At 58.6% G+C, this 21,283-nt stretch carries 23 protein-coding genes; 8 read left to right on the top strand and 15 right to left on the bottom strand.

Going from position 1 to position 21,283, the window contains the following annotated elements:
• Nucleotide 1: 1 nt before the first annotated feature.
• Nucleotides 2-826, bottom strand: a complete 825-nt coding sequence (locus ACVBAU_RS01420) for an ABC transporter permease (protein WP_138924722.1) — start codon at nt 824-826, stop codon at nt 2-4.
• 113 nt (nt 827-939) lie between these two features.
• Here ACVBAU_RS01420 and cysQ point away from each other — a divergent pair, with 113 nt between their 5' ends.
• The 8 genes from cysQ (at nt 940) to ACVBAU_RS01380 (ending at nt 10,051) form a co-directional block, all read left to right on the top strand.
• Nucleotides 940-1,737, top strand: coding sequence for a 3'(2'),5'-bisphosphate nucleotidase CysQ (cysQ, locus tag ACVBAU_RS01415; protein WP_448327460.1), 798 nt, complete (start codon nt 940-942; stop codon nt 1,735-1,737).
• Nucleotides 1,737-2,537 (top strand): 3-deoxy-manno-octulosonate cytidylyltransferase, encoded by an 801-nt coding sequence (locus ACVBAU_RS01410; protein WP_448327458.1) that lies wholly within the window; start codon nt 1,737-1,739, stop codon nt 2,535-2,537. The genes cysQ and ACVBAU_RS01410 overlap by 1 nt, the downstream gene beginning before the upstream one ends.
• A 283-nt stretch (nt 2,538-2,820) precedes the next feature.
• Complete coding sequence (galU, locus tag ACVBAU_RS01405; RefSeq protein ID WP_448327456.1) at nt 2,821-3,720, top strand: UTP--glucose-1-phosphate uridylyltransferase GalU; 900 nt, start codon at nt 2,821-2,823, stop codon at nt 3,718-3,720.
• Between the two features lie 24 nt (nt 3,721-3,744).
• Nucleotides 3,745-4,728, top strand: a complete 984-nt coding sequence (galE, locus tag ACVBAU_RS01400; protein WP_138924726.1) for a UDP-glucose 4-epimerase GalE — start codon at nt 3,745-3,747, stop codon at nt 4,726-4,728.
• Nucleotides 4,725-5,765, top strand: coding sequence for a glycosyltransferase family 2 protein (locus ACVBAU_RS01395; protein WP_335744666.1), 1,041 nt, complete (start codon nt 4,725-4,727; stop codon nt 5,763-5,765). The genes galE and ACVBAU_RS01395 overlap by 4 nt, the downstream gene beginning before the upstream one ends.
• Nucleotides 5,766-5,939: 174 nt before the next feature.
• Complete coding sequence (locus ACVBAU_RS01390; RefSeq protein ID WP_448328872.1) at nt 5,940-6,926, top strand: glycosyltransferase family 2 protein; 987 nt, start codon at nt 5,940-5,942, stop codon at nt 6,924-6,926.
• Nucleotides 6,923-8,620, top strand: a complete 1,698-nt coding sequence (locus ACVBAU_RS01385) for a DUF5927 domain-containing protein (protein ID WP_138924728.1) — start codon at nt 6,923-6,925, stop codon at nt 8,618-8,620. The genes ACVBAU_RS01390 and ACVBAU_RS01385 overlap by 4 nt, the downstream gene beginning before the upstream one ends.
• 3 nt (nt 8,621-8,623) lie before the next feature.
• Nucleotides 8,624-10,051: a nodulation protein NodH gene (locus tag ACVBAU_RS01380; protein WP_448327454.1), complete on the top strand. Its 1,428-nt coding sequence runs from the start codon at nt 8,624-8,626 to the stop codon at nt 10,049-10,051.
• A gap of 6 nt (nt 10,052-10,057) precedes the next feature.
• On the opposite strand, the gene ACVBAU_RS01375 is transcribed toward ACVBAU_RS01380, so the two are convergent.
• From ACVBAU_RS01375 to paaA, 14 genes are all read right to left on the bottom strand, one after another.
• Nucleotides 10,058-10,522 (bottom strand): PTS sugar transporter subunit IIA, encoded by a 465-nt coding sequence (locus tag ACVBAU_RS01375; RefSeq protein ID WP_138924730.1) that lies wholly within the window; start codon nt 10,520-10,522, stop codon nt 10,058-10,060.
• A 42-nt stretch (nt 10,523-10,564) separates the two neighbouring features.
• Nucleotides 10,565-11,131 carry a ribosome hibernation-promoting factor, HPF/YfiA family gene (gene hpf, locus ACVBAU_RS01370; protein WP_138924731.1) on the bottom strand — a complete coding sequence of 189 codons (567 nt, stop codon included), beginning with the start codon at nt 11,129-11,131 and terminating at the stop codon, nt 10,565-10,567.
• Nucleotides 11,132-11,380: 249 nt separating this feature from the next.
• Complete coding sequence (lptB, locus tag ACVBAU_RS01365; protein WP_093732099.1) at nt 11,381-12,139, bottom strand: LPS export ABC transporter ATP-binding protein; 759 nt, start codon at nt 12,137-12,139, stop codon at nt 11,381-11,383.
• Entirely contained in the window at nt 12,139-12,633 is a 495-nt protein-coding gene (locus tag ACVBAU_RS01360) for an LptA/OstA family protein (protein ID WP_138924732.1), read from the bottom strand. Before ACVBAU_RS01360 ends, lptB begins: the two co-directional genes overlap by 1 nt.
• The gene (locus ACVBAU_RS01355) at nt 12,630-13,238 is read right to left on the bottom strand and encodes a hypothetical protein (protein WP_138924733.1); all 609 of its coding nucleotides are present in this window, start codon (nt 13,236-13,238) and stop codon (nt 12,630-12,632) included. The genes ACVBAU_RS01360 and ACVBAU_RS01355 overlap by 4 nt, the downstream gene beginning before the upstream one ends.
• A 6-nt stretch (nt 13,239-13,244) precedes the next feature.
• Entirely contained in the window at nt 13,245-14,207 is a 963-nt protein-coding gene (locus tag ACVBAU_RS01350) for a KpsF/GutQ family sugar-phosphate isomerase (protein ID WP_335744662.1), read from the bottom strand.
• Nucleotides 14,204-14,818: a ribonuclease D gene (locus ACVBAU_RS01345; protein ID WP_138924735.1), complete on the bottom strand. Its 615-nt coding sequence runs from the start codon at nt 14,816-14,818 to the stop codon at nt 14,204-14,206. The genes ACVBAU_RS01350 and ACVBAU_RS01345 overlap by 4 nt, the downstream gene beginning before the upstream one ends.
• 55 nt (nt 14,819-14,873) lie before the next feature.
• The gene (locus tag ACVBAU_RS01340) at nt 14,874-15,644 is read right to left on the bottom strand and encodes a PaaX family transcriptional regulator C-terminal domain-containing protein (protein ID WP_448327450.1); all 771 of its coding nucleotides are present in this window, start codon (nt 15,642-15,644) and stop codon (nt 14,874-14,876) included.
• Nucleotides 15,634-17,658, bottom strand: a complete 2,025-nt coding sequence (paaZ, locus tag ACVBAU_RS01335) for a phenylacetic acid degradation bifunctional protein PaaZ (RefSeq protein WP_448327448.1) — start codon at nt 17,656-17,658, stop codon at nt 15,634-15,636. Before paaZ ends, ACVBAU_RS01340 begins: the two co-directional genes overlap by 11 nt.
• Before the next feature lie 10 nt (nt 17,659-17,668).
• Nucleotides 17,669-18,733 (bottom strand): 2Fe-2S iron-sulfur cluster-binding protein, encoded by a 1,065-nt coding sequence (locus tag ACVBAU_RS01330; RefSeq protein WP_448327446.1) that lies wholly within the window; start codon nt 18,731-18,733, stop codon nt 17,669-17,671.
• Between the two features lie 3 nt (nt 18,734-18,736).
• On the bottom strand, nt 18,737-19,204 hold the full coding sequence (gene paaD, locus ACVBAU_RS01325) for a 1,2-phenylacetyl-CoA epoxidase subunit PaaD (RefSeq protein WP_448327444.1): 468 nt from the start codon (nt 19,202-19,204) through the stop codon (nt 18,737-18,739).
• Nucleotides 19,198-19,920, bottom strand: a complete 723-nt coding sequence (gene paaC, locus ACVBAU_RS01320) for a 1,2-phenylacetyl-CoA epoxidase subunit PaaC (RefSeq protein ID WP_448328871.1) — start codon at nt 19,918-19,920, stop codon at nt 19,198-19,200. Before paaC ends, paaD begins: the two co-directional genes overlap by 7 nt.
• A 53-nt stretch (nt 19,921-19,973) precedes the next feature.
• Nucleotides 19,974-20,267 (bottom strand): 1,2-phenylacetyl-CoA epoxidase subunit PaaB, encoded by a 294-nt coding sequence (gene paaB / locus ACVBAU_RS01315; protein WP_093732089.1) that lies wholly within the window; start codon nt 20,265-20,267, stop codon nt 19,974-19,976.
• Nucleotides 20,268-20,272: 5 nt separating this feature from the next.
• Nucleotides 20,273-21,265, bottom strand: a complete 993-nt coding sequence (gene paaA, locus ACVBAU_RS01310; RefSeq protein ID WP_138924740.1) for a 1,2-phenylacetyl-CoA epoxidase subunit PaaA — start codon at nt 21,263-21,265, stop codon at nt 20,273-20,275.
• Between the last annotated feature and the right edge of the window lie 18 nt (nt 21,266-21,283).

Genomic DNA, 21,283 nt, shown 5'->3' with positions numbered 1-21,283 from the left:
ATCAGCGTCGCGCGCTCCAGCTGGCAGAGGCGTGTTTGCGCGTATAGAATTCGCCCATCAGCCCGATCACCATCAGCACTACCCCGACCCAAACGGCATATTCCCAGTTACTATAGCGCGGGTTGTAATTGATAAATGCATACCCGCGGGCCTGATCGATGGCGTGGAATAGGGGGTTCCAGTCAAACATGGCCAGCATGAAGGACGGCAGCGAATTGGCCAGAAACATCTTGCCTGAAGCAATCATATTCGCCCGCTGGTAGATCGTCGTAAAGATCTGCGTAAAAGAGGGTGCCCAGGGTTTGATGGCCAGCAACACCATGCCGACAGCAACCCCGGTGAACCATGCGATCAGCATCATGAAAAACACCCCAGCCGTGTCGTAAATCACGATCGGGTTGAACGCCAAATGGTAGATCGACATGATCAGGATCAGCGACAGCATCTGGATGTAGAGCGATCCCAGTGCTGCAGCCGCCAGAGAAATCATCGTGGTCATCGGCGCATGTTTCATCATGGCGCTGGCGGGCCCTTCGGAACCGGCCACGGCCGATACCGTCTTGGTGTGCATCATGAACAGGAAAATCCCCGTCATGATATAGATCACGAAATCACCCCGAATGGCGGACCCGCGCATACCGAGGATCGAAAACATCACATAGAACACGCCCACGAAAATGACCGTTTGCATAATGTTGATGGCGATGGCTGCAAACGCATTGTTGTGCTGCTTGCGCACAGAGCGCACGATCGAATGGTAGACAAGTTCGAAAAAGTTGACTGCCGAGCCTATATTGCCCCTGTTGGTGCGCCGTGGTTGAAACATTGTTGTAGCCTCTTTGTGACGTACCCTCGCACGGAATTCTTGCTGTTCCGTCAACACGCAATCATAAGGGGTTTGCGCAAAGTAATCAACGAAACTGAAAAGGTCGCGACATTATGGATTATGAACAGCTGGTAACGGTGATGCGCCGTTTGTCGATCGAAGCAGGCGACAAGATCATGGAGATTTACGGCTCGGATGATTTCGAGGTCAAAACCAAATCTGACGAAAGCCCCGTGACCATCGCCGACGAAGCCGCGGACCAGATCATCTCGGACGGGCTGCGCGCCGCTTTCCCTGATGTGGTGCTTGTAACCGAAGAGCAATCCGCCACCCATTCGGCGTCGGGCGATACTTTTCTTATCGTGGACCCGCTGGACGGGACCAAGGAATTCATCAACCGCCGTGGCGATTTTACCGTGAATATCGCGCTGGTTGAAGGCGGCGTACCGACGCGCGGTGTCGTCTATGCGCCGGCCCGGTCGCGGATGTTCTTTACGTTGGCCGACGGCAGTTCCGTCGAGGAAACCGGCGATTTCCCTAAGGACAGTAGGGGGCCGGTTCAGCCGATAACAGTCTCTAAACCGGATAATGCGGCTCTGATGGTGGTGGCGTCAAAGTCGCACCGCGATGAGGCGACCGATGATTACATCGCCAAATACAATGTGCGCGATATGAAAAGCGCGGGCTCGTCGCTCAAGTTTTGTCTGATCGCGACCGGCGAGGCGGACCTTTACCCGCGCGTTGGCCGGACGATGGAATGGGACACGGCCGCGGGCCATGCCGTTCTGACCGGTGCTGGGGGCGCAGTTGTGCGTTTTGACGATCTGACCCCGCTCACTTACGGCAAAGCCGATTTTGCCAACCCTTTCTTTCTCGCCCATGCGCCGGGCGTTGATTTGAAAGCCTCCTGATGTCTGTCCTGATTGTTATTCCTGCGCGGTATGCCTCTACGCGCTATCCCGCTAAACCGCTGGCGATGCTGACGGGGGCGGGCGGCAATACGCGCAGCTTGATCGAGCGCAGCTGGCGTGCAGCCTGCGAGGTCCAGGGCGTCGACAAAGTGGTCGTGGCCACCGATGACGACCGCATCAAGGACGCCGCCGAAGCCTTCGGGGCCGAGGTTGTGATGACGTCAGTCAATTGCGCCAACGGCACAGAACGTTGCGCCGAAGCCCATACGGTTCTGGGCGGCGGGTACGACATCGTTGTGAACTTGCAAGGCGACGCACCGCTCACGCCGCATTGGTTTGTCGAAAGCCTCGTGCAGGGTCTGCGAAACGATACTAACGCAGGGATTGCGACACCTGTGTTGCGCTGCGATGGTGCCGCGTTGAACGGGCTGCTGGCAGATCGCAAGGCCGGTCGCGTGGGGGGCACCACTGCCGTGTTCGCGGCTGATCATGCGGCGATGTACTTCTCTAAGGAAGTCGTGCCGTTCACATCGAAAACCTATGACGATGCGGCCGCAACACCGGTCTTTCACCACGTGGGCGTCTATGCCTATCGCCCCGATGCGTTGGCGTCCTACTCGTCGTGGAACGTGGGCCCGCTTGAACAGCTCGAAGGGCTTGAACAACTGCGGTTCATGGAAAACAGCCATAAGGTGCTTTGTGTCGAGGTCGAGGCCAAGGGCCGCCAGTTCTGGGAGCTAAACAACCCCGAAGATGTGCCCAAGATCGAAGCAATGATGGCCGAGATGGGGCTGGACTGACCGCGCTGCCCAATCGCTTTCGCCGAGATTGCGTTTGGGCGGGCAATCTGCAACGAATAGGCCCGCAGCACGCCAAGGTTTTCATTTATTTTCAGAAAACGGTGGATAAGGCGCAAAATTGCGCAGGCTGTGACGCAAGGGGGTTTTTGTGCCGCGAAATCAGCAAGAAGCCGCCACAATTCGGGCGCTGGTCTTATTTAGGACTGGCAGCATGATGGTTTGCAATTCACTGAGCACTAACTTCGGTTATCCGCACGTATATTTATAAGGGCAGCGATTTCACATGGCTAAGAAAGTAACAAAAGCGATTTTTCCGGTGGCTGGTTTGGGAACGCGGTTTTTGCCCGCGACGAAATCTGTCCCCAAAGAGATCATGACCCTGGTCGATCGCCCGCTGGTGCAATACGCCATCGACGAAGCGCGCGCGGCCGGGATCAAGGAATTCATCTTTGTCACATCCCGCGGCAAGGGTGCGCTGGAGGACTACTTTGACCACTCTCCCGTGCTGGAACAGGAGCTCCGCTCCAAGGGCAAAACAGAGCTGTTGGAGATCCTTAAAGACACCAATATGGATAGTGGTGCCATCGCCTATATCCGCCAGCACAAAGCACTTGGTCTGGGCCACGCCGTATGGTGTGCCCGTCGTCTGATCGGCAACGAACCTTTTGCGGTGATGCTGCCCGATGACGTGATTGCAGCTGACAAGCCCTGCCTGCAACAGATGATCGAAGCATATAATGAAACCGGCGGAAACATGGTTGCGGCGATGGAAGTGAACCCTGAAAAGTCCTCTTCTTACGGGATGTTGGACATTGATGACGGTCAATCCGATGGGGCCTTGGTCAAGGTCAAAGGCATGGTCGAAAAGCCCAAAGCCGAAGACGCACCGTCAAACCTTGCCGTGATCGGTCGCTATATCCTGTCGCCGAACGTGCTGAAGAACCTGAACCAGCTAAAGTCCGGCTCGGGCGGGGAAATCCAGCTGACAGATGCCATCGCGGCGGAGCTGACCCAAGGCAACGATGTCTACGGCTACCGCTTTAAGGGCCAGCGTTTCGACTGCGGCTCTAAATCTGGATTCTTGCAGGCGACGGTCTCCTTCGGGTTGGCCCGCGAGGAACTGCGCGATGATCTGCGGGCGTATTTGCAAGACATCATGCAGGGCGAAACTACGGCGCAATAAGCGCTGGACACAAAGGACGGGCGTATGGCGAATATCTTGGTCACCGGCGGCGCGGGGTACATCGGGTCGCATGCGTGCAAGGCGCTGGCTGCTGCAGGCCATACGCCCGTCACCTTTGACAATTTAGTCACCGGCTGGCGCGATGCGGTGAAATTCGGCCCCTTTGTACAGGGTGATCTGCTGAACCGGGCCGAGATTGATGCCGTGTTTGAACAGTACCAACCGGTCGCCGTCATGCATTTCGCCGCGCTCAGTCAGGTGGGCGACAGCATGAAGCAGCCCGGCACCTATTGGCGCAATAATGTCGAAGGGTCGCTGAACCTGATCGAGGCGACGGTCGCGGCGGGCTGCAAACAGTTTGTCTTTTCATCCACCTGTGCGACCTATGGCGATCAGGATAATGTCGTGTTGGACGAAAACAGCGCGCAACATCCGATTAATGCCTACGGGGCCTCCAAGCGCGCAATCGAAGATATCCTGCGCGATTTCGAGGCCGCCTATGGGCTGCAAAGCGTGATCTTTCGCTATTTCAACGTGGCCGGTGCCGACCCCGAGGGCGAAGTGGGCGAATTCCACCGCCCCGAGACGCATTTGATCCCGCTGATGTTGGATGCCATCGACGGGAAACGCGATGCGCTGACGATTTTTGGCACCGATTACGACACCCCCGATGGCACCTGCATCCGCGATTATGTGCATGTATGCGATCTGGTCGACGCCCATGTGTTGGGGTTGAACTGGCTGCTTGAGGATAAGGGAAGCCGCGTGTTCAATTTGGGCACCGGCACAGGGTTTTCGGTGCGCGAGGTTGTTGAACACAGTCGTGAGGTGACCAACCGCGCCGTGCCGATGACCGAAGGCGACCGGCGACCGGGTGATTGCACCAAGCTGGTATCAGGATCGGTCCGTGCAGAGACTGAACTGGGGTGGCTGCCCAAACGATCGACCCTGCCGCAGATGATCGCCGACGCATGGAGATGGCACCAAACCGGCGACTATAGCGCATGACGGACAGCGCCGCTGGTCCTGCGTCCCGATGGGCCCGCCTGTCGGGTGCCTACCGGATGCGGTTGAAACGGCGGCGGCTGCTGTGGCGTGCATTGCGGGCGAGGCATCAGCTCGGGGCCTCGTCGGGGCATGGGGCAATCCCGCCTGACGGGGTGCTGGCCTTTGTCGTGCTGCGTAACGAGGCCGCGCGGCTTCCGTATTTTCTGCAGCACTACCGCGATCTTGGCGTTGCGCATTTTCTGATTGTCGACAATGGCAGCGACGATGGCAGCGCCGACCTGCTGGCGGCGCAGCCCGATGTGACCCTGTGGCAAACGACCGCCAGCTACCGCGGGTCGCGGTTCGGTCTGGATTGGCTCAACTGGCTGCTGTGGCGGCACGGGCACGGGCGCTGGTGCCTGACCGTCGATGCCGACGAGCTGCTGGTCTATGACCAGATGGACGCGCACAAGCTGCCCGCGCTCGCGGGGCAGCTTGAGAGGGGAGGCCGCGTCGGGTTCGGTACGCTGATGTTGGATATTTTCCCAAAAGGGCCCTTGGGGGCGCAGGCCTATGTGCCGGGGGATGATCCGTCGCGCATATTGAACTGGTTTGACGCCGGACCATACCGCGCTGTGCGTCAGTGGCCGCTGAACAACCTTTGGGTGCAGGGCGGGGCGCGTGAACGCATGTTCTTTGCTGACCAGCCGATGCAATCGCCGACGCTGAACAAGATACCGCTGGTGCGCTGGAACCGGCGCTATGTCTACGTCAATTCGACCCACTCTTTGCTGCCACCGGCGTTGAACGAGCTCTATGATGGGCCGGGAGGGGAGGCCCCGTCAGGGGTGTTGCTACACAGTAAGTTCCTGCCAGAGATCATACCGAAATCCCTTCAGGAAAAGGCGCGTGGGCAGCATTTTCATACGCCTGAACAGTTTGACGGGTACTATGATCAGATCGCGACCGCCCCCGATCTGTGGCACGAGGGCGCGCGGCGCTATAGCGGGCCGGCGGATCTGGAAGCCTGCTGCCTGATGCGCAGCCCTTGGGGCTAATCACTGTACCAGCTGCTAATCCATCAGTGCAGCGTGTAACTGTTTCAAATTACGTTGTTTATAAAGACGGCCCATGACATATTGTCCTTAAACCTGATGCAATAAAGGCGACGCACGGGCGGGGCGTTCTGAGCAGGGTATGGAGAACACGTGAGCCTTTGGGATTCTTACAAGATGCGCGTGCGGCGCAAGCGGAGGTTGATCCGGGCCCTGCGCAAGTCGTCCGAGCTGAAAAATGTTCAGGACAATACCCGCGCGATCCGTCCTGACGATGTCTTGCTTGTCTGCACAATGCGGAACGAAAAAATCCGGCTGCCCTACTTTCTAGAGTATTATCGCGCGCTCGGGATCAACCACTTCCTATTTGTCGATAACGGGTCCGACGACGGCAGTGCCGATTACCTGTGCGGGATGAAGGACGTGTCCGTCTGGCACACCGACGCCAGCTATCGTCGATCCGGTTTCGGTATCGACTGGATGAACTATCTTAAACGCAAATACGCGCATGGCCATTGGGTGCTGGTGGTCGATCCGGATGAATTCTTTGTCTATCCGTTCTGTGATACGCGGCCGGTTCAGGCGCTGACCGACTGGCTGGATAACTGCGAGATCCGCAGCTTTGGCGCGATGCTGCTGGATGTGTACCCCAAGGGGCGGCTGGGGGATGAACCCTATCAAGCCGGTCAAAACCCGATGGAGATCGCCTCGTGGTTCGATAGCGGCAACTACGCGATTTCGCGCAATGCGAAATACGGCAACCTCTGGATACAGGGTGGGCCGCGTGCGCGGGTGTTCTTCAAGCACAAGCCTGCCAAGGCACCTGCGCTCAACAAGGTGCCTTTGGTTAAATGGGACCGTCGCTATGCTTATGTCAGTTCGACCCATACGCTGCTGCCGCGCGGGCTGAACCGGGTTTATGACGAATGGGGCGGAGAGAAAGCCTCGGGCGTCTTGCTACATGCCAAGTTCCTGGACACCTTCGGGGCCAAGGCCGCAGAAGAGCTTGAGCGCGGACAGCATTATGCCAAATCCGTTGAATATAAGGCCTATGCCAATAGCCGGGACCAAGACCCACAGCTTTGGGGGAAGTGGTCCGAGAAATACATTAACTGGCGCCAGCTCGAGATTCTGGGCCTTATGTCCAAGGGCAACTGGGCATGAGCGTCGGACTGGTCATGCTGGTGCATACCGCCCTGGACCGCGCCGAACAGGTGGCGCGGCATTGGGCTGCTGCGGGCTGTCCGGTGGTGATCCACGTCGACAAATCGGTGCCGGTGAAAACCCATGACGATTTTGTGCAGGCGCTGGCTGATGTCCCTAATCTGGTGTTCAGCAAACGCTATCGCTGCGAATGGGGGACGTGGGGGCTGGTTGCCGCGTCTCAGACCGCGTCCGAAATGATGTTGAATGGCTTCGCAGACGTGCGCCATGTCTATCTGGCGTCCGGTTCATGCCTGCCGCTGCGTCCGGTGAAAGAGCTGATCGATTATCTTGCCGCCCGTCCGCGTACCGACTTCATCGAAAGCGCGACCACGGCAGATGTCCCCTGGACTGTTGGGGGGCTGGATGTCGAACGCTTTACCATGCGTTTCCCCTTTTCGTGGAAGCGGCACCGGTATCTTTTCGACAAGTCGGTTGCTGTTCAGCGCTTCGTCGGGCTCAAGCGGCGTATCCCTAAGGGCATCGTGCCGCATATGGGCTCGCAATGGTGGTGCCTGACGCGCCAAACCCTGTCGGCGATCCTTCAGGACCCGAAACGCGCCGGATACGACGCCTATTTCCGCCATGTCTGGATTCCGGATGAAAGCTATTTCCAGACGCTCGCGCGGCTCTATTCCACCCAGATCGAAAGCCGGTCGCTGACCCTTTCCAAGTTCGATTTTCAGGGCAAGCCACATATTTTTTACGACGATCACCTGCAGCTTTTACGGCGGTCCGATTGTTTCGTCGCACGCAAGATCTGGCCCAAGGCGGGCCGTCTCTATGACGCGTTCCTGACCGATGAGGCGGGCGCGATGAAACGGACAGAGCCGAACCCGGGCAAGATCGACCGCGTCTTTGCCAAAGCCGTTGAACGCCGCACGCGCGGGCGCGCAGGGCTGTATATGCAAAGCCGCTTTCCGAACGAAGGTTGGGAAAACGGTGTCACCGCCGCGCCCTATTCGGTCTTCCAGGGCTTCGTCGCACTGTTCGAGAATTTCGAGCCTTGGCTGGCAAAATCCACCGGCGCGCGGGTCCACGGCCATCTGTTTGCACCGGACCGCGTGCATTTTGCAGATGGGCAGAATGCGATCAATGGTGCGCTTAGCAATAGCGCCAAAATCCGCAATTATGACCCCAAGGCGTTTCTGACCAATCTGATCTGGAACACCCGTGGCGAACGTCAGTGCTTTCAGTTCAGTCCGCAGGACAATCAGGACATCTGCTGGGAGATCGCCAAAGACCCGAATGCACAGGTGTCGGTGATCACCGGCGCGTGGGCCGTGCCACTGTTTCGGTCGAATAAGGACTTTGCCGATATCCGCCGTACCGCTGCCGCGCTGCAAAAGATCGAAAGCGAGCATATGGCGATCCTGCGGTCGCATTATGCCAAGGCGCGGGTGCGTATCTGGACAATGGCGGAATTCATCGAAGCCCCGATGGAACCGTTGCAAAGCATTCTCGACGAGATCGGTCAGGTCAAAACCGGCCGTTTGTCCGAGGTGCCGAAGATGGCGGATCTGACAGGCTTTGGGCAATTCCTGCAAAACCTCAAAAACCAGGGGATGCACCCCTATCTGATGGGCGATTTTCCCGTTGAACGTGGCATGTCGGCCGCCCAGAAACCGCCGCGCAAACCCTATTTGGTGCAATAAAATATGACTTTGAAATTCAAAAGCTTCGTCGTCTTTGCCGAAATGCGCACAGGCTCCAATTTTCTGGAAAGCAACCTGAACGCCTTTGACGGGATCACCTGTCACGGGGAGGCGTTCAACCCGCATTTCATCGGCTACCCCAAAAGCGCAGAGATTTTGGGCGTGGATCAGGAAACGCGGGACGATGATCCGGCCAAGTTGCTGGCCGCGATACGTGACAAGACCAAGGGCATCGGCGGATTTCGCTATTTTCACAACCACGACCCGCGCGTGCTGGACCCGCTGCTGGAAGATGACACCTGCGCCAAGATCATTCTGACGCGGAATCCAGTGGAAAGCTATGTCAGCTGGAAGATCGCGCGCAGCACGGGACAATGGAAGCTGACTGATGTCAAGGCGCATAAAAAGGCGCAAGCGGTGTTCGACGAGGCAGAGTTCTCTGACCATCTTGAGGCGCTGCAAGAGTTCCAGTTGACGCTGTTGAACCGGCTTCAAAAGCTGGGGCAGACGGCGTTCTATGTGGCGTACGAAGACCTGCAAAGTGTCGAGGTGATGAACGGTTTGGCGCGGTATCTGGGGGTTGATCATCAGCTCGACGCACTGGACAAGAGCCTGAAAAAGCAGAACCCCGAACCGATCTCGGCCAAGGTCAGCAACTATGATGAAATGCTGGACGCGCTTGGCCGGATGGATCGCTTCGACCTGACCCGAACGCCGAATTTCGAACCCCGACGCGGGCCAGTGGTGCCGTCCTATGTTGTCGCGGCCAACGCTCCGCTGCTATATCTGCCACTGCGCAGCGGGCCCGAACCGCAGGTGCTGGATTGGTTGGCGGCGCTGGACGGTGTCGGGCGGGGCGCTTTGCAAACCAAGCTCAACCAAAAGCAATTGCGCCAGTGGAAGCGCAAGCATCCCGGTCACCGCAGCTTTACCGTGCTACGGCACCCCGTAGACCGCGCCCATGACGCTTTCTGCCGGCATATTCTGACCACGGGCAAAGGCAGCTACGCTCAGCTGCGCGAAACGCTGATCAAACGCTATAAGATGCCGCTGCCCCAGGGCGAGCCGGACAATAGCTATGACGCTGATGCACATCGCGCCGCGTTCAAGGCATTTCTGACGTTTCTCAAGGGGAACCTGAACGGGCAGACGGCGATCCGAGTGGATCAGGCGTGGTGCACCCAAGCGCAAGCGGTGCAGGGTTTCGGAGAGTTTGCCCTGCCCGACCGGATCATCCGCGAAGACGAGTTGGCAGCAGAGCTGTCAGCGCTGGCGCAAGGCGTTGGCATTCAGCCCCCGGCCACGGTGACGTTGCGCTCGGTGACCCAACCCTATGTGCTGGCCGACATCTACGACGCCGAGATCGAGAAACTTACGTCCGACGCGTATCAGCGGGACTATATGATTTTCGGATTTAACAGCTGGCGCTAGGGCCGCTTAGGCGGCCTGTGTCGCCTGTGCTTCGGTCAGGATCGCATACAACGTGGCAGGATCCGGATTGGCCCGCAGCTTGGCGCAGACAGAGGCGTTGCGCAGGGTGCGCGACACCAGCGCGAGCGCCTTGAGGTGTTCGACACCAGCACTTTCGGGGGCGAACAGCGCAAAAGCGATATCAACCGGCTGGCGGTCAACCGCGTTGAAATCAATCGGTTTGTCGAGAAGCACAAAGGCCCCCAACACTTCTTCTAGTCCTTCAAGACGCGCATGGGGCAGCGCAACCCCTTGGCCCACACCTGTTGGGCCAAGGGATTCACGCGTCATCAAGGCATCGACCACCGCAGCGGCCTTTAACCCGTAAGCATTATGCGCCAGCTCCCCGATATCGTGGAGCAGGCGTTTTTTGCTTGAGGCCGATGTGAGGACTTTGACAGCCCCCGGTTTTAGGAGTTTCGCAAAATTCATTCTGCTCGCTCTGTTCTCGGCCGCTTACGGGTCCGGTTTCTGTTACGACGGATCAATCCAGCCGATGTTGCCATCCTCGCGGCGGTAGACAACATTCACGCCTTCTTGGCCGTCTTTGCGAAAGACCACGACAGGTGTACCCGAAATTTCCATCTGCATCACAGCTTCACCGACAGACAAGGTCGCAATCTTGGTCTGCATTTCCGCAATGATCATGGGTTGGAGGGTTTCGGGTTCCTGCGCGTCTGAATCGCTTTCTGAAGCGAGGATATACGAGGACGCACCGAAAAGTTCAACCGGTTGCGCACGCTCGCGATGGTGATCCTTCAACCGACGCTTGTAGCGGCGCAGTTGCTTTTCCATCTTCGCCGCACATGAATCGAAAGATCCATAAATATCAGTAGCATGTGCTTTCGCTGACGCCGTAAGGCCAGTCGATAAGTGCACCGTCGCTTCGCAGACAAATTCGTGACCGGATTTTGAAAAGATGACATTCGCGTCCGTCGGACGTTCAGCATACTTCTGGACAGCTTCGCCCAATTCCGTTTTCACATGCGTTTGCAGGGCTTCGCCGATGTCGATTTGTTTGCCACTGATTTGGTACCGCATAAAATCTCCTTACTCTAATGATCCGGACAACACCAATGGCCGCAATGAATGCGGTAAAGGCGGGGTCAGATGCGGGTGAATGACGATGCGACCAGCGTGTGAAGCATTACCCCTTCGGGAAGGGGGGGATGCAGCACGAACATGATACGCAGTCTCGCCATGGGACCATTGAGCGCCCGAATGGGCTGCGTTGTCAAATGAATCCGGCTTAAATCTGTGCGGAAACTAGCGCAATATTTCTGTAGTTGATTAGGAAATGCGGAAGTTATCGCCAAGGTAGACGCGGCGTACGTTTTCGTTCTGTACGACCTCTTCGGGGGTGCCTGACATCAATACCGTGCCTTCGTGCAAAATGTAGGCGCGATCCACAATATCCAGCGTTTCCCGAACGTTATGGTCCGTGATCAGCACGCCGATACCGCGTTTTTTCAGGTCGGCGACTAGATGCCGGATGTCATCCACAGAAATCGGATCGACCCCGGCAAAGGGTTCATCCAGCAGTAGGTATTTGGGATCGGCGGCCAGACAGCGGGCAATTTCGACCCGGCGGCGCTCCCCGCCCGACAGCGCCAAGGCAGGCGCGCGGCGCAGGTGTTCGATGGAAAATTCCGACAGCAATGCCTCGAGCCTTTCGCGGCGCCCGCGCGCATCAGAGATCGAGATGTCCAGAATGGCCGAGATATTGTCCTGCACGCTTAGCCCGCGAAAGATGCTCATCTCTTGGGGCAGATAGCCGATACCCAGCTGTGCGCGGCGATACATCGGCAGGGTGGTGACGTTCTTGCCATCGATGGTGACGGTGCCACCTTCGGGCATCACCAGACCAGCCACCGCATAAAAGGTAGTGGTTTTACCGGATCCGTTCGGCCCGAGCAGGGCGACGACTTCGCCGCGGTTCAGCTCCATCGAGAAGTCGCGGATCACGGTTTTCTTGCGGTATGATTTACGCAGATGTTCAATGCGCAGACCGCTTGCGCCATCCGTAACCGTTAAATTGGGGGCAGACATCAGTTCTTGCTGCCCGTTTGCAGAATGGTTTTCACGCCGCCGGACATTTGCGCTGTGCCCTCGGATAATTTGACGCTCATGGTTTCAGAGCTGAGCGCGTTGCGCCCTTGGGTCAGCAACACATTGCCCGACATGACGATCGTGCCCGTGTCGATATCGTAATCCGCCCGCTCTGATTCGGCGGCGTCTTTGCCCGACACAAGGGTCACACCGCCGGTCGCTTCCAGCCGGGCGATGCCCTCGGCTTCGGCGCGATATACAACTAGAACACGTGCGGCGGACAAGCGCATCTCGCCCTGACCGATTAGCACATTTCCGGTGAAAACAGCCGTCCCATCGCCTTGATCGACAGACAGGTTATCGGCGGTCACCTCGACGGGGAGGCCCGTATCCTGACGGATCGTCCCAAAGGCCACGTTGGTCCCTTGTGCGGCGATTGGCATCGCAGAAAAAAGCAGGAAAACAGACATTAATAGGTGTTTCACGCGCGTCACTCTGATTTGGGTTTCGGTTTGTATATCAGCTTCACTCGATTTGTGAAAACCAATTGGGGCGAGGCTTGGTCGTCTGTTTGTGTGATCGACATGGCACCGGCCTCTAGGGTGCCACCCGGGGCTGTGCCATACACTGTCCCCGGCGATTGGATGTTCAGGCCGGACAGGTCAGAGGTGATTTTGTCACTTTGCAGCCGGTACCCCGTAGAGGTCGTCAGCACCACCCCGCCCAGCAGGTCGGCAACGTCTTTGGCGATGTCGAAATCGGCCAGGTCCGATTGCAGGCGAAAAGTCGATCCTTCGGGGGTCTTTATGGTCGCGCGCAGGTTTTCAGCGTGGTTCATGCCGGTCTGCCCGTCCGGACGGGTCAGCACATCAGCATAGAATGACAGCTCGTCACCGTCAGCCGTCGCACCAGTAAAGAAGGGGCCGGTGATCTGCTGGTCGCGCAGGCGGTCCTGCACATCCTTTTCAGCAAAGGGGATCGCCTGCCCGGGATCAATCGCGCGCGACAGCAGGAACAGCGTCGACAGCAGGCCAAGCGCTGCAAGCGGGAACAGCACCTTCAGCCAAGCGATCAGTCTGGTATAGCGGTCCCGTTGCATCGCGGCTTAGCCCAGACCGACGCGCAGGCAATCGTGGATATGCAGCAGACCCGCAGGGACGTTCCCTTGGGTGGGGTCCAGTACCAGCAAACAAGTGATCTTGCGCGCGTTCATGATGCCCACGGCCTTTTCCGCCAGCGCATCAGGGGCGACGGTCACAGGCGTTGGCGTCATAACCTCGCGCGCCGTTTTTTCCATCAGCCCGTCCAGATGCCGCCCCAGATCGCCGCTGGTGATGATCCCTGCCAAGGCACCGCTGGCGTCGGTGACGATCACCACACCAAAGGATTTGCTGCTCATTGCCATCAGCGCATCAGACATGGGGGCATCGGCCTGCACCAAGGGCAACGCATCGCCTGTGTGCATCAGGTCTGCAACGCGGCTGAGCCGTGCGCCCAGTTTTCCGCCGGGGTGGAATTCACGGAAATGTTCGGCGGTGAAAGAGCGGTTTTCCATCAGCGCAATCGCCACGGCATCCCCCATTGCCAGCGTCATCGTGGTCGAGGTCGACGGGACAACGCCGGTGCCGCAGGCCTCTGGCAGCTGGGGCAGTTCAAGCACCACGTCGCAATGCGCGCCAAGGCTGCTTGTCGCACGGCTGGTGATACCGATCAGCGGGATGGAAAAGCGACGCGAATAGGCGATCAGATTGGCCAGTTCAGGTGCCTCGCCCGAGTTCGAGATCGCAAGCACGACATCATCGGCGGTGATCATGCCCAAATCGCCGTGGCTCGCCTCAGCGGGATGGACGAATTGCGCGGGCGTGCCGGTGCTGGCCAGCGTCGCCGCGATCTTTTTGGCGATATGGCCGGATTTGCCGATGCCGGTGACAATCACGCGCCCGCGGGTCGCAACCAACAGGTCGATCGCCTGACGAAAACGATCATCAAGGCTGTCGGCCAGTTGCTCAAGCGCTTGGGCTTCGGTGCGAATGACGCGGCGGGCTGTATCTAGGAATGGTGTGGTCATGCGTGTGCAAAAATATCCGTTTCGGGCCAGCCGTCCAAGTCAAGCTGGGCACGGGTTGGCAAAAATTCAAAACACGCTTGCGCGAGCTCGATCCGACCTTCGCGGATCAACATCTGGTTCAGCACGTCGCGCAGTTTGTGCAGGTGCAGCACGTCGGACGCAGCATAGTCGATCTGCGCCTTGGTCAGCTTTTCGGCCCCCCAATCGCTGGATTGTTGCTGCTTGGAGATATCGACGCTCAGCAGTTCTTGGCAAAGTTTGGCAAGCCCGTGGCGGTCGGTATAGGTGCGCACAAGGCGGCTGGCGATCTTGGTGCAATAGACCGGTGCGGCCTTTGCCCCAAAGGTGTTCAGCAGCGCCGCGATGTCAAAGCGCCCATAGTGGAACAGCTTGAGCACATGGGGATCTTCGAGCAGGGCGCAAAGATTAGGCGCCTCGGTCTGGCCTTTGGCAATCTGGATCAGATGGGCGTTGCCATCGCCACCAGAGAGTTGCACGACACAAAGCCGATCGCGGTGCGGATGCAGCCCCATGGTTTCGCAATCAATCGCGACCATCGGTCCAAGCTTCAGCCCGTCGGGCAGGTCATTTTGGTAAACTGTATTTGTCATGCCTTCCCTATATCCCGCTGGTGCGCTTTGGGAAAGCATCGCTTTGTGTGCAGCTTCAGACGGTGGCGATTTCCGGCAGATCGGGGCGCGGATAGCGTGACAAAAGCTCTGCGACCATCTGATGCGCGGTCAATCCGGCCCAATCGTCGCGGATCAAGGGGCGGGGCAACGCCGGATGTTTGAGAGCGAGACGACGCCAGTTATGCACAATCAAGCAGCGTAGGGTCGCAATTTGCAACGGGGTCAAAGTCTCGGCTGCGGAGAGGTCACGCGCCACCCTGTGCAGCGCGTCTGACAGTTGCGTATAGCTTTCGGCCAGCGATGCGGGCTCTAGCTGGCGTTTCATCCAGTCAGGCGCGTCTTGCCCGGACAGGGCGGCGGCCCCTTTTGGCACAGGCAGGGACGCATTGCCGACATACAGGCGCGGCATCAGGGCAGTGAACCCCGCCTTCTCCGGTGCATCACTATCGGCATCCTCGGTCACGATCATCTGCCAGTGTTCCGGCAGCTCGGCAGGTGTCGCATAAATCCTGCCACTTGCCGCCTGACTTTGCGCGCGACCTGCGGGCGTCAGGCTGTGGTGGCTGATCCGCCCGTGCTTTTCTGACGCGATCCATTTGTCTTTGCGCAAGCGGTGCAAGGCGACCCTAGCTGCTTCGGGGCGGACATCCATTGCCGTCATGATCGCCGACAACACCGGCCCGCCAATAATCTGCCCCTCTTGTCTGGCCATGTCGCCAAAGAGGCTGATCATCAGGGACCAGACCCGCTGCCCGCCAAGGTCTTTCAGAGGTGCGATCGCAAGGTTAAAGTCGTCAATAGGCATTCATGGTCAGCAATTCATATTCGGCCACGGCGGCATCATCCTGATTGGTCAGGGTCACGTGCCAGCGTACCTCACCGTAGTCATCATTGCGAGGCGTCTTTGCCTTGACGCTTAGGCGCACCTTGATGCTATCGCCCGCCTGCACGGGTGCCATGAACCGCAGGTTGTCCAACCCGGTGTTCGCCAGCACAGGTCCGGGGTCGGGTTGCACGAACAGACCTGCGGCAAAGCTGAGCAGCAGGTACCCATGGGCAACGCGGCCGGGAAAGAACGGGTTCGCCTTGGCCGCGGCGTCGTCCATATGCGCATAGAACGTATCGCCGGTGAAATGCGCAAAGGTTTCGATGTCTTCCAGCGACACGACACGGCTGGCCGAATTGAACGTCTCGCCCAGATCAAGCGCACCAAAGTGGCGGGTGAACGGGTGGCCGCGGTCCGAAATCTCGGTCGCGCCGGGGGTCCATTGCTTGCTGATGGCGGTCAGAATGTCGGGGCTGCCCTGAATGGCGGTACGCTGCATGTAATGCATGACGCCGCGCACGCCGCCAAGCTCCTCGCCGCCGCCCGCACGCCCGGGCCCGCCGTGCACCATATGGGGCAGGGGGGCACCGTGGCCCGTCGCCTCGGCCATAGAGACGCGGTTGTTGAAATAGAGCCGCCCGTGAAACGCGCCGGCCCCCATCGCCATTTGCCGTGCAACATCGCCGTCGCGGGTGATGATCGACGCAACCAGCGACCCTTTGCCCTTGTTCAACAATGCGATGGCATGTTCGGTATCGCGGTAGGGCATGATGGTGGACACAGGGCCAAAGGCTTCGGTGTCGTGCACATGGGTGGCGGCATCGGGATCGGCGCAGTGGAACAGCATCGGCGGGACAAAGGCACCTTTCTGTGCATCCGCGCCCTCTAACGCGAAGGCATCGGGGTCGCCAAAGACACGCTCCGCCTCTGACCCGATCAGCGCGGCTTTCGTCAGCACGTCACGACGTTGCGAAAGTGAGACAAGCGCGCCCATCTTCGTGCTGTCCAGTCGCGGGTCCCCGATGGTGACTTTGGCCAAGCGATCCGTCAGGGCTGCAATCATCGCATCCACATGGGGTTGCGGCACCATGATACGGCGGATGGCAGTACATTTCTGCCCCGCCTTGGCCGTCACCTCGCGCTGGACCTCTTTGACGAACAGGTCAAACTCCGGCGTGCCGGGGCCCGCATCAGACCCTAACACAGAGGCATTGAGACTATCTTGCTCAGACGCGAACCGGACAGAGCGTTCGACCAGCACAGGGTTGCTGCGCAGTTTCAGGGCCGTTTCGGCTGATCCGGTAAAGCTGACCACATCCTGACAATCGAGGTGGTCCAACATATCGCCCAAGCCCCCCGTCACCAGCTGGATCGCGCCATCTGGCAGAATGCCGGACTGGATCATCAGGCGGAAACAGGCTTCGGTCACCTGACAGGTGGCGGTGGCTGGTTTGACGATGGCGGGCACACCGGCGAGCAGCGTCGGGGCGAGCTTTTCCAACATGCCCCAAACGGGGAAGTTGAAGGCGTTGATATGCACCGCGACGCCTTGCAGCGGCGTGCAGATGTGGCGCCCCATGAACTGACCGGTGCGGCCCAACTGTTCCACGGGACCGTCCAGATAGACCTGATCATCCGGCATCTCGCGACGGCCCTTGGCGGCATAGACCTGCATCGTGCCGATGCCGCCATCCACGTCGATCAGGTGGTCGGACTGCGTACCGCCCGTGTCGAACGACAGCTCGTATAGGCTCTTTTTATGGTCATTCAGGTATAGCGCGACAGCCTTGAGCATCTTGGCACGGTCATGAAACGTCAGCCTGCGCAGGGCAGGCCCACCGATGTCACGGGCGTAGCCCAGCATTGCCTGAACCTGCAGCGCGTCATTGCCTGCTTGGGCGATAACATCGCCGGTAATCGCGCTTGCGATGTGGCGTGCACCGGCACCGGGGTTGATCCATTGTCCGGCGGCAAAGCTTTGAATATCGCGCATGTCAGGCCCCTTAGTGATGGTCGTAGTCAATGAAAAGCGTGTCGCTCAGCGGATAGCTTTGGCAGCTCAGGCGGTAACCGCGTTCGACCTCGTAATCTTCCAGCGCGTGGTTCGACAGCATCTCGACCTCGCCTTCGGTCACCTTGCACATGCAGGTCGAACAGACCCCTGCTTTGCAGGCAAAGGGCGCATCAAGGTTGTTTTCCAGCGCCGCGTCGAGCACAGACTGACCCTTGGCCATGGTAAAGCTGTGCTGCGCGCCGTCGATTTTTACGGTGACTTGCGTTTCGGCCTGACCTTCGCTGCGCTTGGCCATTTCCTGTTTCGCCAGACGACCTTGCTGGCTTTCGCTGAAGAGCTCGAATTTAATTTGATCAGGCTCTAACCCGTGGGTTTTTAGTGTGTCAGCAATAGCAAGCATCATCGGTTCAGGGCCGCAGATAAAGGCCATATCCATGTCAGACACGTCGATCCATGTCTTGAACAGCTCGGCGCATTTGTTTCGGTCCACACGGCCGGTGAACAGATCGATATCCTGCCCGCTTTCCAACATGTGGATGACGCTCAACCGACCCATATACCGATTCTTGAGGTCCTCCAGCTCTTCGCGGAACATGATCGTGTTCACGGCGCGGTTGGCATAGACCAGCGTAAAGGTTGATTTGGGCTCGCGTTTCAGAACGGTCTTGAGGATCGACAGCACCGGCGTGATCCCCGACCCGCCGGCAAATCCAAGGTAATTCTTCGCGTGATCAGGCTCTAATACGGCGGAAAACGCGCCTTGAGGGGGCATTGCGTGCAGCGTATCCCCGACCTGTAACATCTCGTTCGCAAAGCTAGAGAACGCGCCGCCATCCACCCGCTTGATCCCGACTTGCAACACACCGTCGTCCAGACCCGCGCAGATGGAATAGTTGCGGCGCAGTTCGGTACCGCCGAAATCCTGTCTGAATGTCAGATACTGCCCCTGCTTGAAGGCGAAAGCCGTTGGGTCTTCGGGTTGCAGGGTTAACACGACGGCGTCGCGGATCGTGCGGTGAATATCAGTCACTAATAAGGGGAGAAATTGGCTCATGGGTCAGATACACTTAAAATAATCGAAGGGTTCCAGACAGTCGGTGCAGCGCCATTGCGCCTTGCAGGGGGTTGATCCGAACTGGCTGATCTTTTCCAGATGCGTCGACTGGCAGCGGGGGCAGCGTTCGGGGCCACCTGCGGGTTGGGGCGGGGCGATGCCGTAACCTTCGAGCTTGGCGCGGCCCGTGTCGCTCATCCAGTCCGAGGTCCAGGCAGGCGAGAGTTGCCGCTTTAGGGTCAGCTTTTCGATCCCGTGCCCGCGCAATGCCGTTTCGATATCAAGGTTGATGATCGTTGTCGCGGGGCAGCCGGAATAGGTCGGCGTCACCGTAACCTCGAGCGTGTCATCCTGCCATTGCACATTGCGGATGATCCCCAGATCAGTGAGGGAGATCGCCGGGATCTCGGGGTCGGGCACAGCGTCCAGCCAGCCCCAAACTGTCTCTAACGCGGGCTTTTCAACTACCATGTCGCATCCGGGTAGGCGCGTTGAAGCCATTGCATTTGCGTCAGCATATGCCCCAGATGTTCCGAATGGCGTTTGCCTGATTTGCCGCCGCGATGGCCGAAATCATCTTGGGGTTTTGTCAGTGTGGCTGCGGTGAAGACATCATTCACTAACGTATCATAGGCGGGGCGTAGGGACGCGGGATCGGGCGCGATGCCTGCAGCGACCATGGCATCATCGACGGCGTCGCCCATGAACATTTCCCCGACATAGGGCCACAACAGGTCCACCGCATTTTGCATTCTGCGGTGGCTTTCTTCGGTCCCGTCACCAAGGCCGATCACAGTGTCCGTCGCACGCTCCAGATGATAGGTCACCTCTTTGCTCGACTTTTCCGCGATGGCGGCGATCTGCGTATTATTGCTGCCCATCAGCGCGGTCAGCTGTGACAAATGCCATGCGTCAAACAGGAACTGGCGCATGAGGGTCTGACCGAAATCACCGTTGGGTTGTTCGACCAGCAGCAGGTTGCGGAAATCCCAAACGTCACGATGAAAGGCAAGCCGGTCGGCATCGCGGCCCGCGTCTTCTACCTCGCCCGCGAGATCCAGCCACAGCATCGTCTGCCCGATGAGATCCAGCGCGGTATTCGCCAGCGCGATGTCTTCTTCCAGCACGGGGGCGTGCCCGCACCATTCCGAAACGCGGTGCCCGAGAACGAGGGTATTGTCCCCCATCCGGCACAGAAACTCGAACAAATCGCCTTTGTTAGGGTCTGTTTGGGATGTGCTCACATCGCCCCCACTTCGTCTGGAATGTCAAAGAAGGTGGGGTGGCGATAGACTTTGTCGTTGGCCGGCTCATACAGCGGGCCTTTTTCCTCGGGCGAGGAGGCGGCGATTTGGGTCGCTTCGACGACCCAGATGCTCACGCCTTCGTTGCGACGGGTGTAAACATCACGGGCGTTCTTGATCGCCATTTCGGCATCTGCCGCGTGCAGAGAGCCAACATGCCGGTGGCTGAGCCCGTGCTGGCCGCGAATGAAAATCTCGAACAGGGGCCATTCATGTGTTGTGCTGCTCATCTTGCCTACTCCGCTGCCAGTTTCGCGGCGCGTTTCTTCGCCGCATGTGCCATCAGGCCGTCGCGTACCCATGCGCCGTCGTCCCACGCTTTGTTGCGCGCAGCGAGACGTTCGGTATTGCAGGGACCATTGCCCTTGAGCACGTCAAAGAATTCGTCCCAATCGGGCTGGGTAAAGTCATAATGCCCGCGTTCCTCGTTCCACTTCAGTTCGGGGTCGGGGACGGTCAGGCCCAGATATTCGGCCTGCGGCACACATTCATCGACGAACTTCTGACGCAGCTCGTCGTTGGAGTTCATCTTGATCTTCCACGCCATCGATTGCGCCGAATGGACGGAATTTTCGTCCGACGGGCCGAACATCATCAACGCAGGTCCCCAGAACCTGTTTAACGCGTCCTGCGCCATCTTGCGCTGCGCGTCTGTGCCCTTCGCCATCTTCATCATGATGTCGTAGCCTTGGCGCTGGTGAAAGGATTCCTCCTTGCAGATACGCACCATCGCGCGGGCGTAGGGGCCGTAGGATGTACGCTGCAGCGGGACCTGATTCATGATCGCGGCACCATCCACGAGCCAGCCTACGGCGCCCATATCGGCCCATGTTAGGGTCGGATAATTGAATATAGAGCTGTATTTCATCTTGCCCGACAGCAAGTCGCGGGTCAGCTGGTCGCGGCTGACCCCCAGTGTTTCAGCGGCACAGTAAAGATACAGGCCGTGGCCTGCCTCGTCTTGCACCTTTGCCAGCAGGATCGCTTTGCGTTCCAGCGTCGGGGCGCGGGTGATCCAGTTGCCCTCTGGCAACTGGCCCACGATTTCCGAATGCGCGTGCTGGCCGATTTGCCGGATCAGGTTCTTGCGATACCCGTCCGGCATCCAGTCTTTCGGCTCGATCTTGCCGCCCGCATTTATCCGTTCCTGAAAGGCGCGTTCCTGCGGATCCATCTCTTCGAGAGATTTGACACCTTGGCCGGTGGATTTGATCATCTGTGCATACATTGTTCAGATCCTTTCAGG

It is taken from the genome of Sulfitobacter sp. M13 (assembly GCF_053474885.1).
The sequence above is the reverse complement of the archived record's forward strand: the minus strand, read 5'-3'. Positions and strand labels throughout refer to the sequence as shown.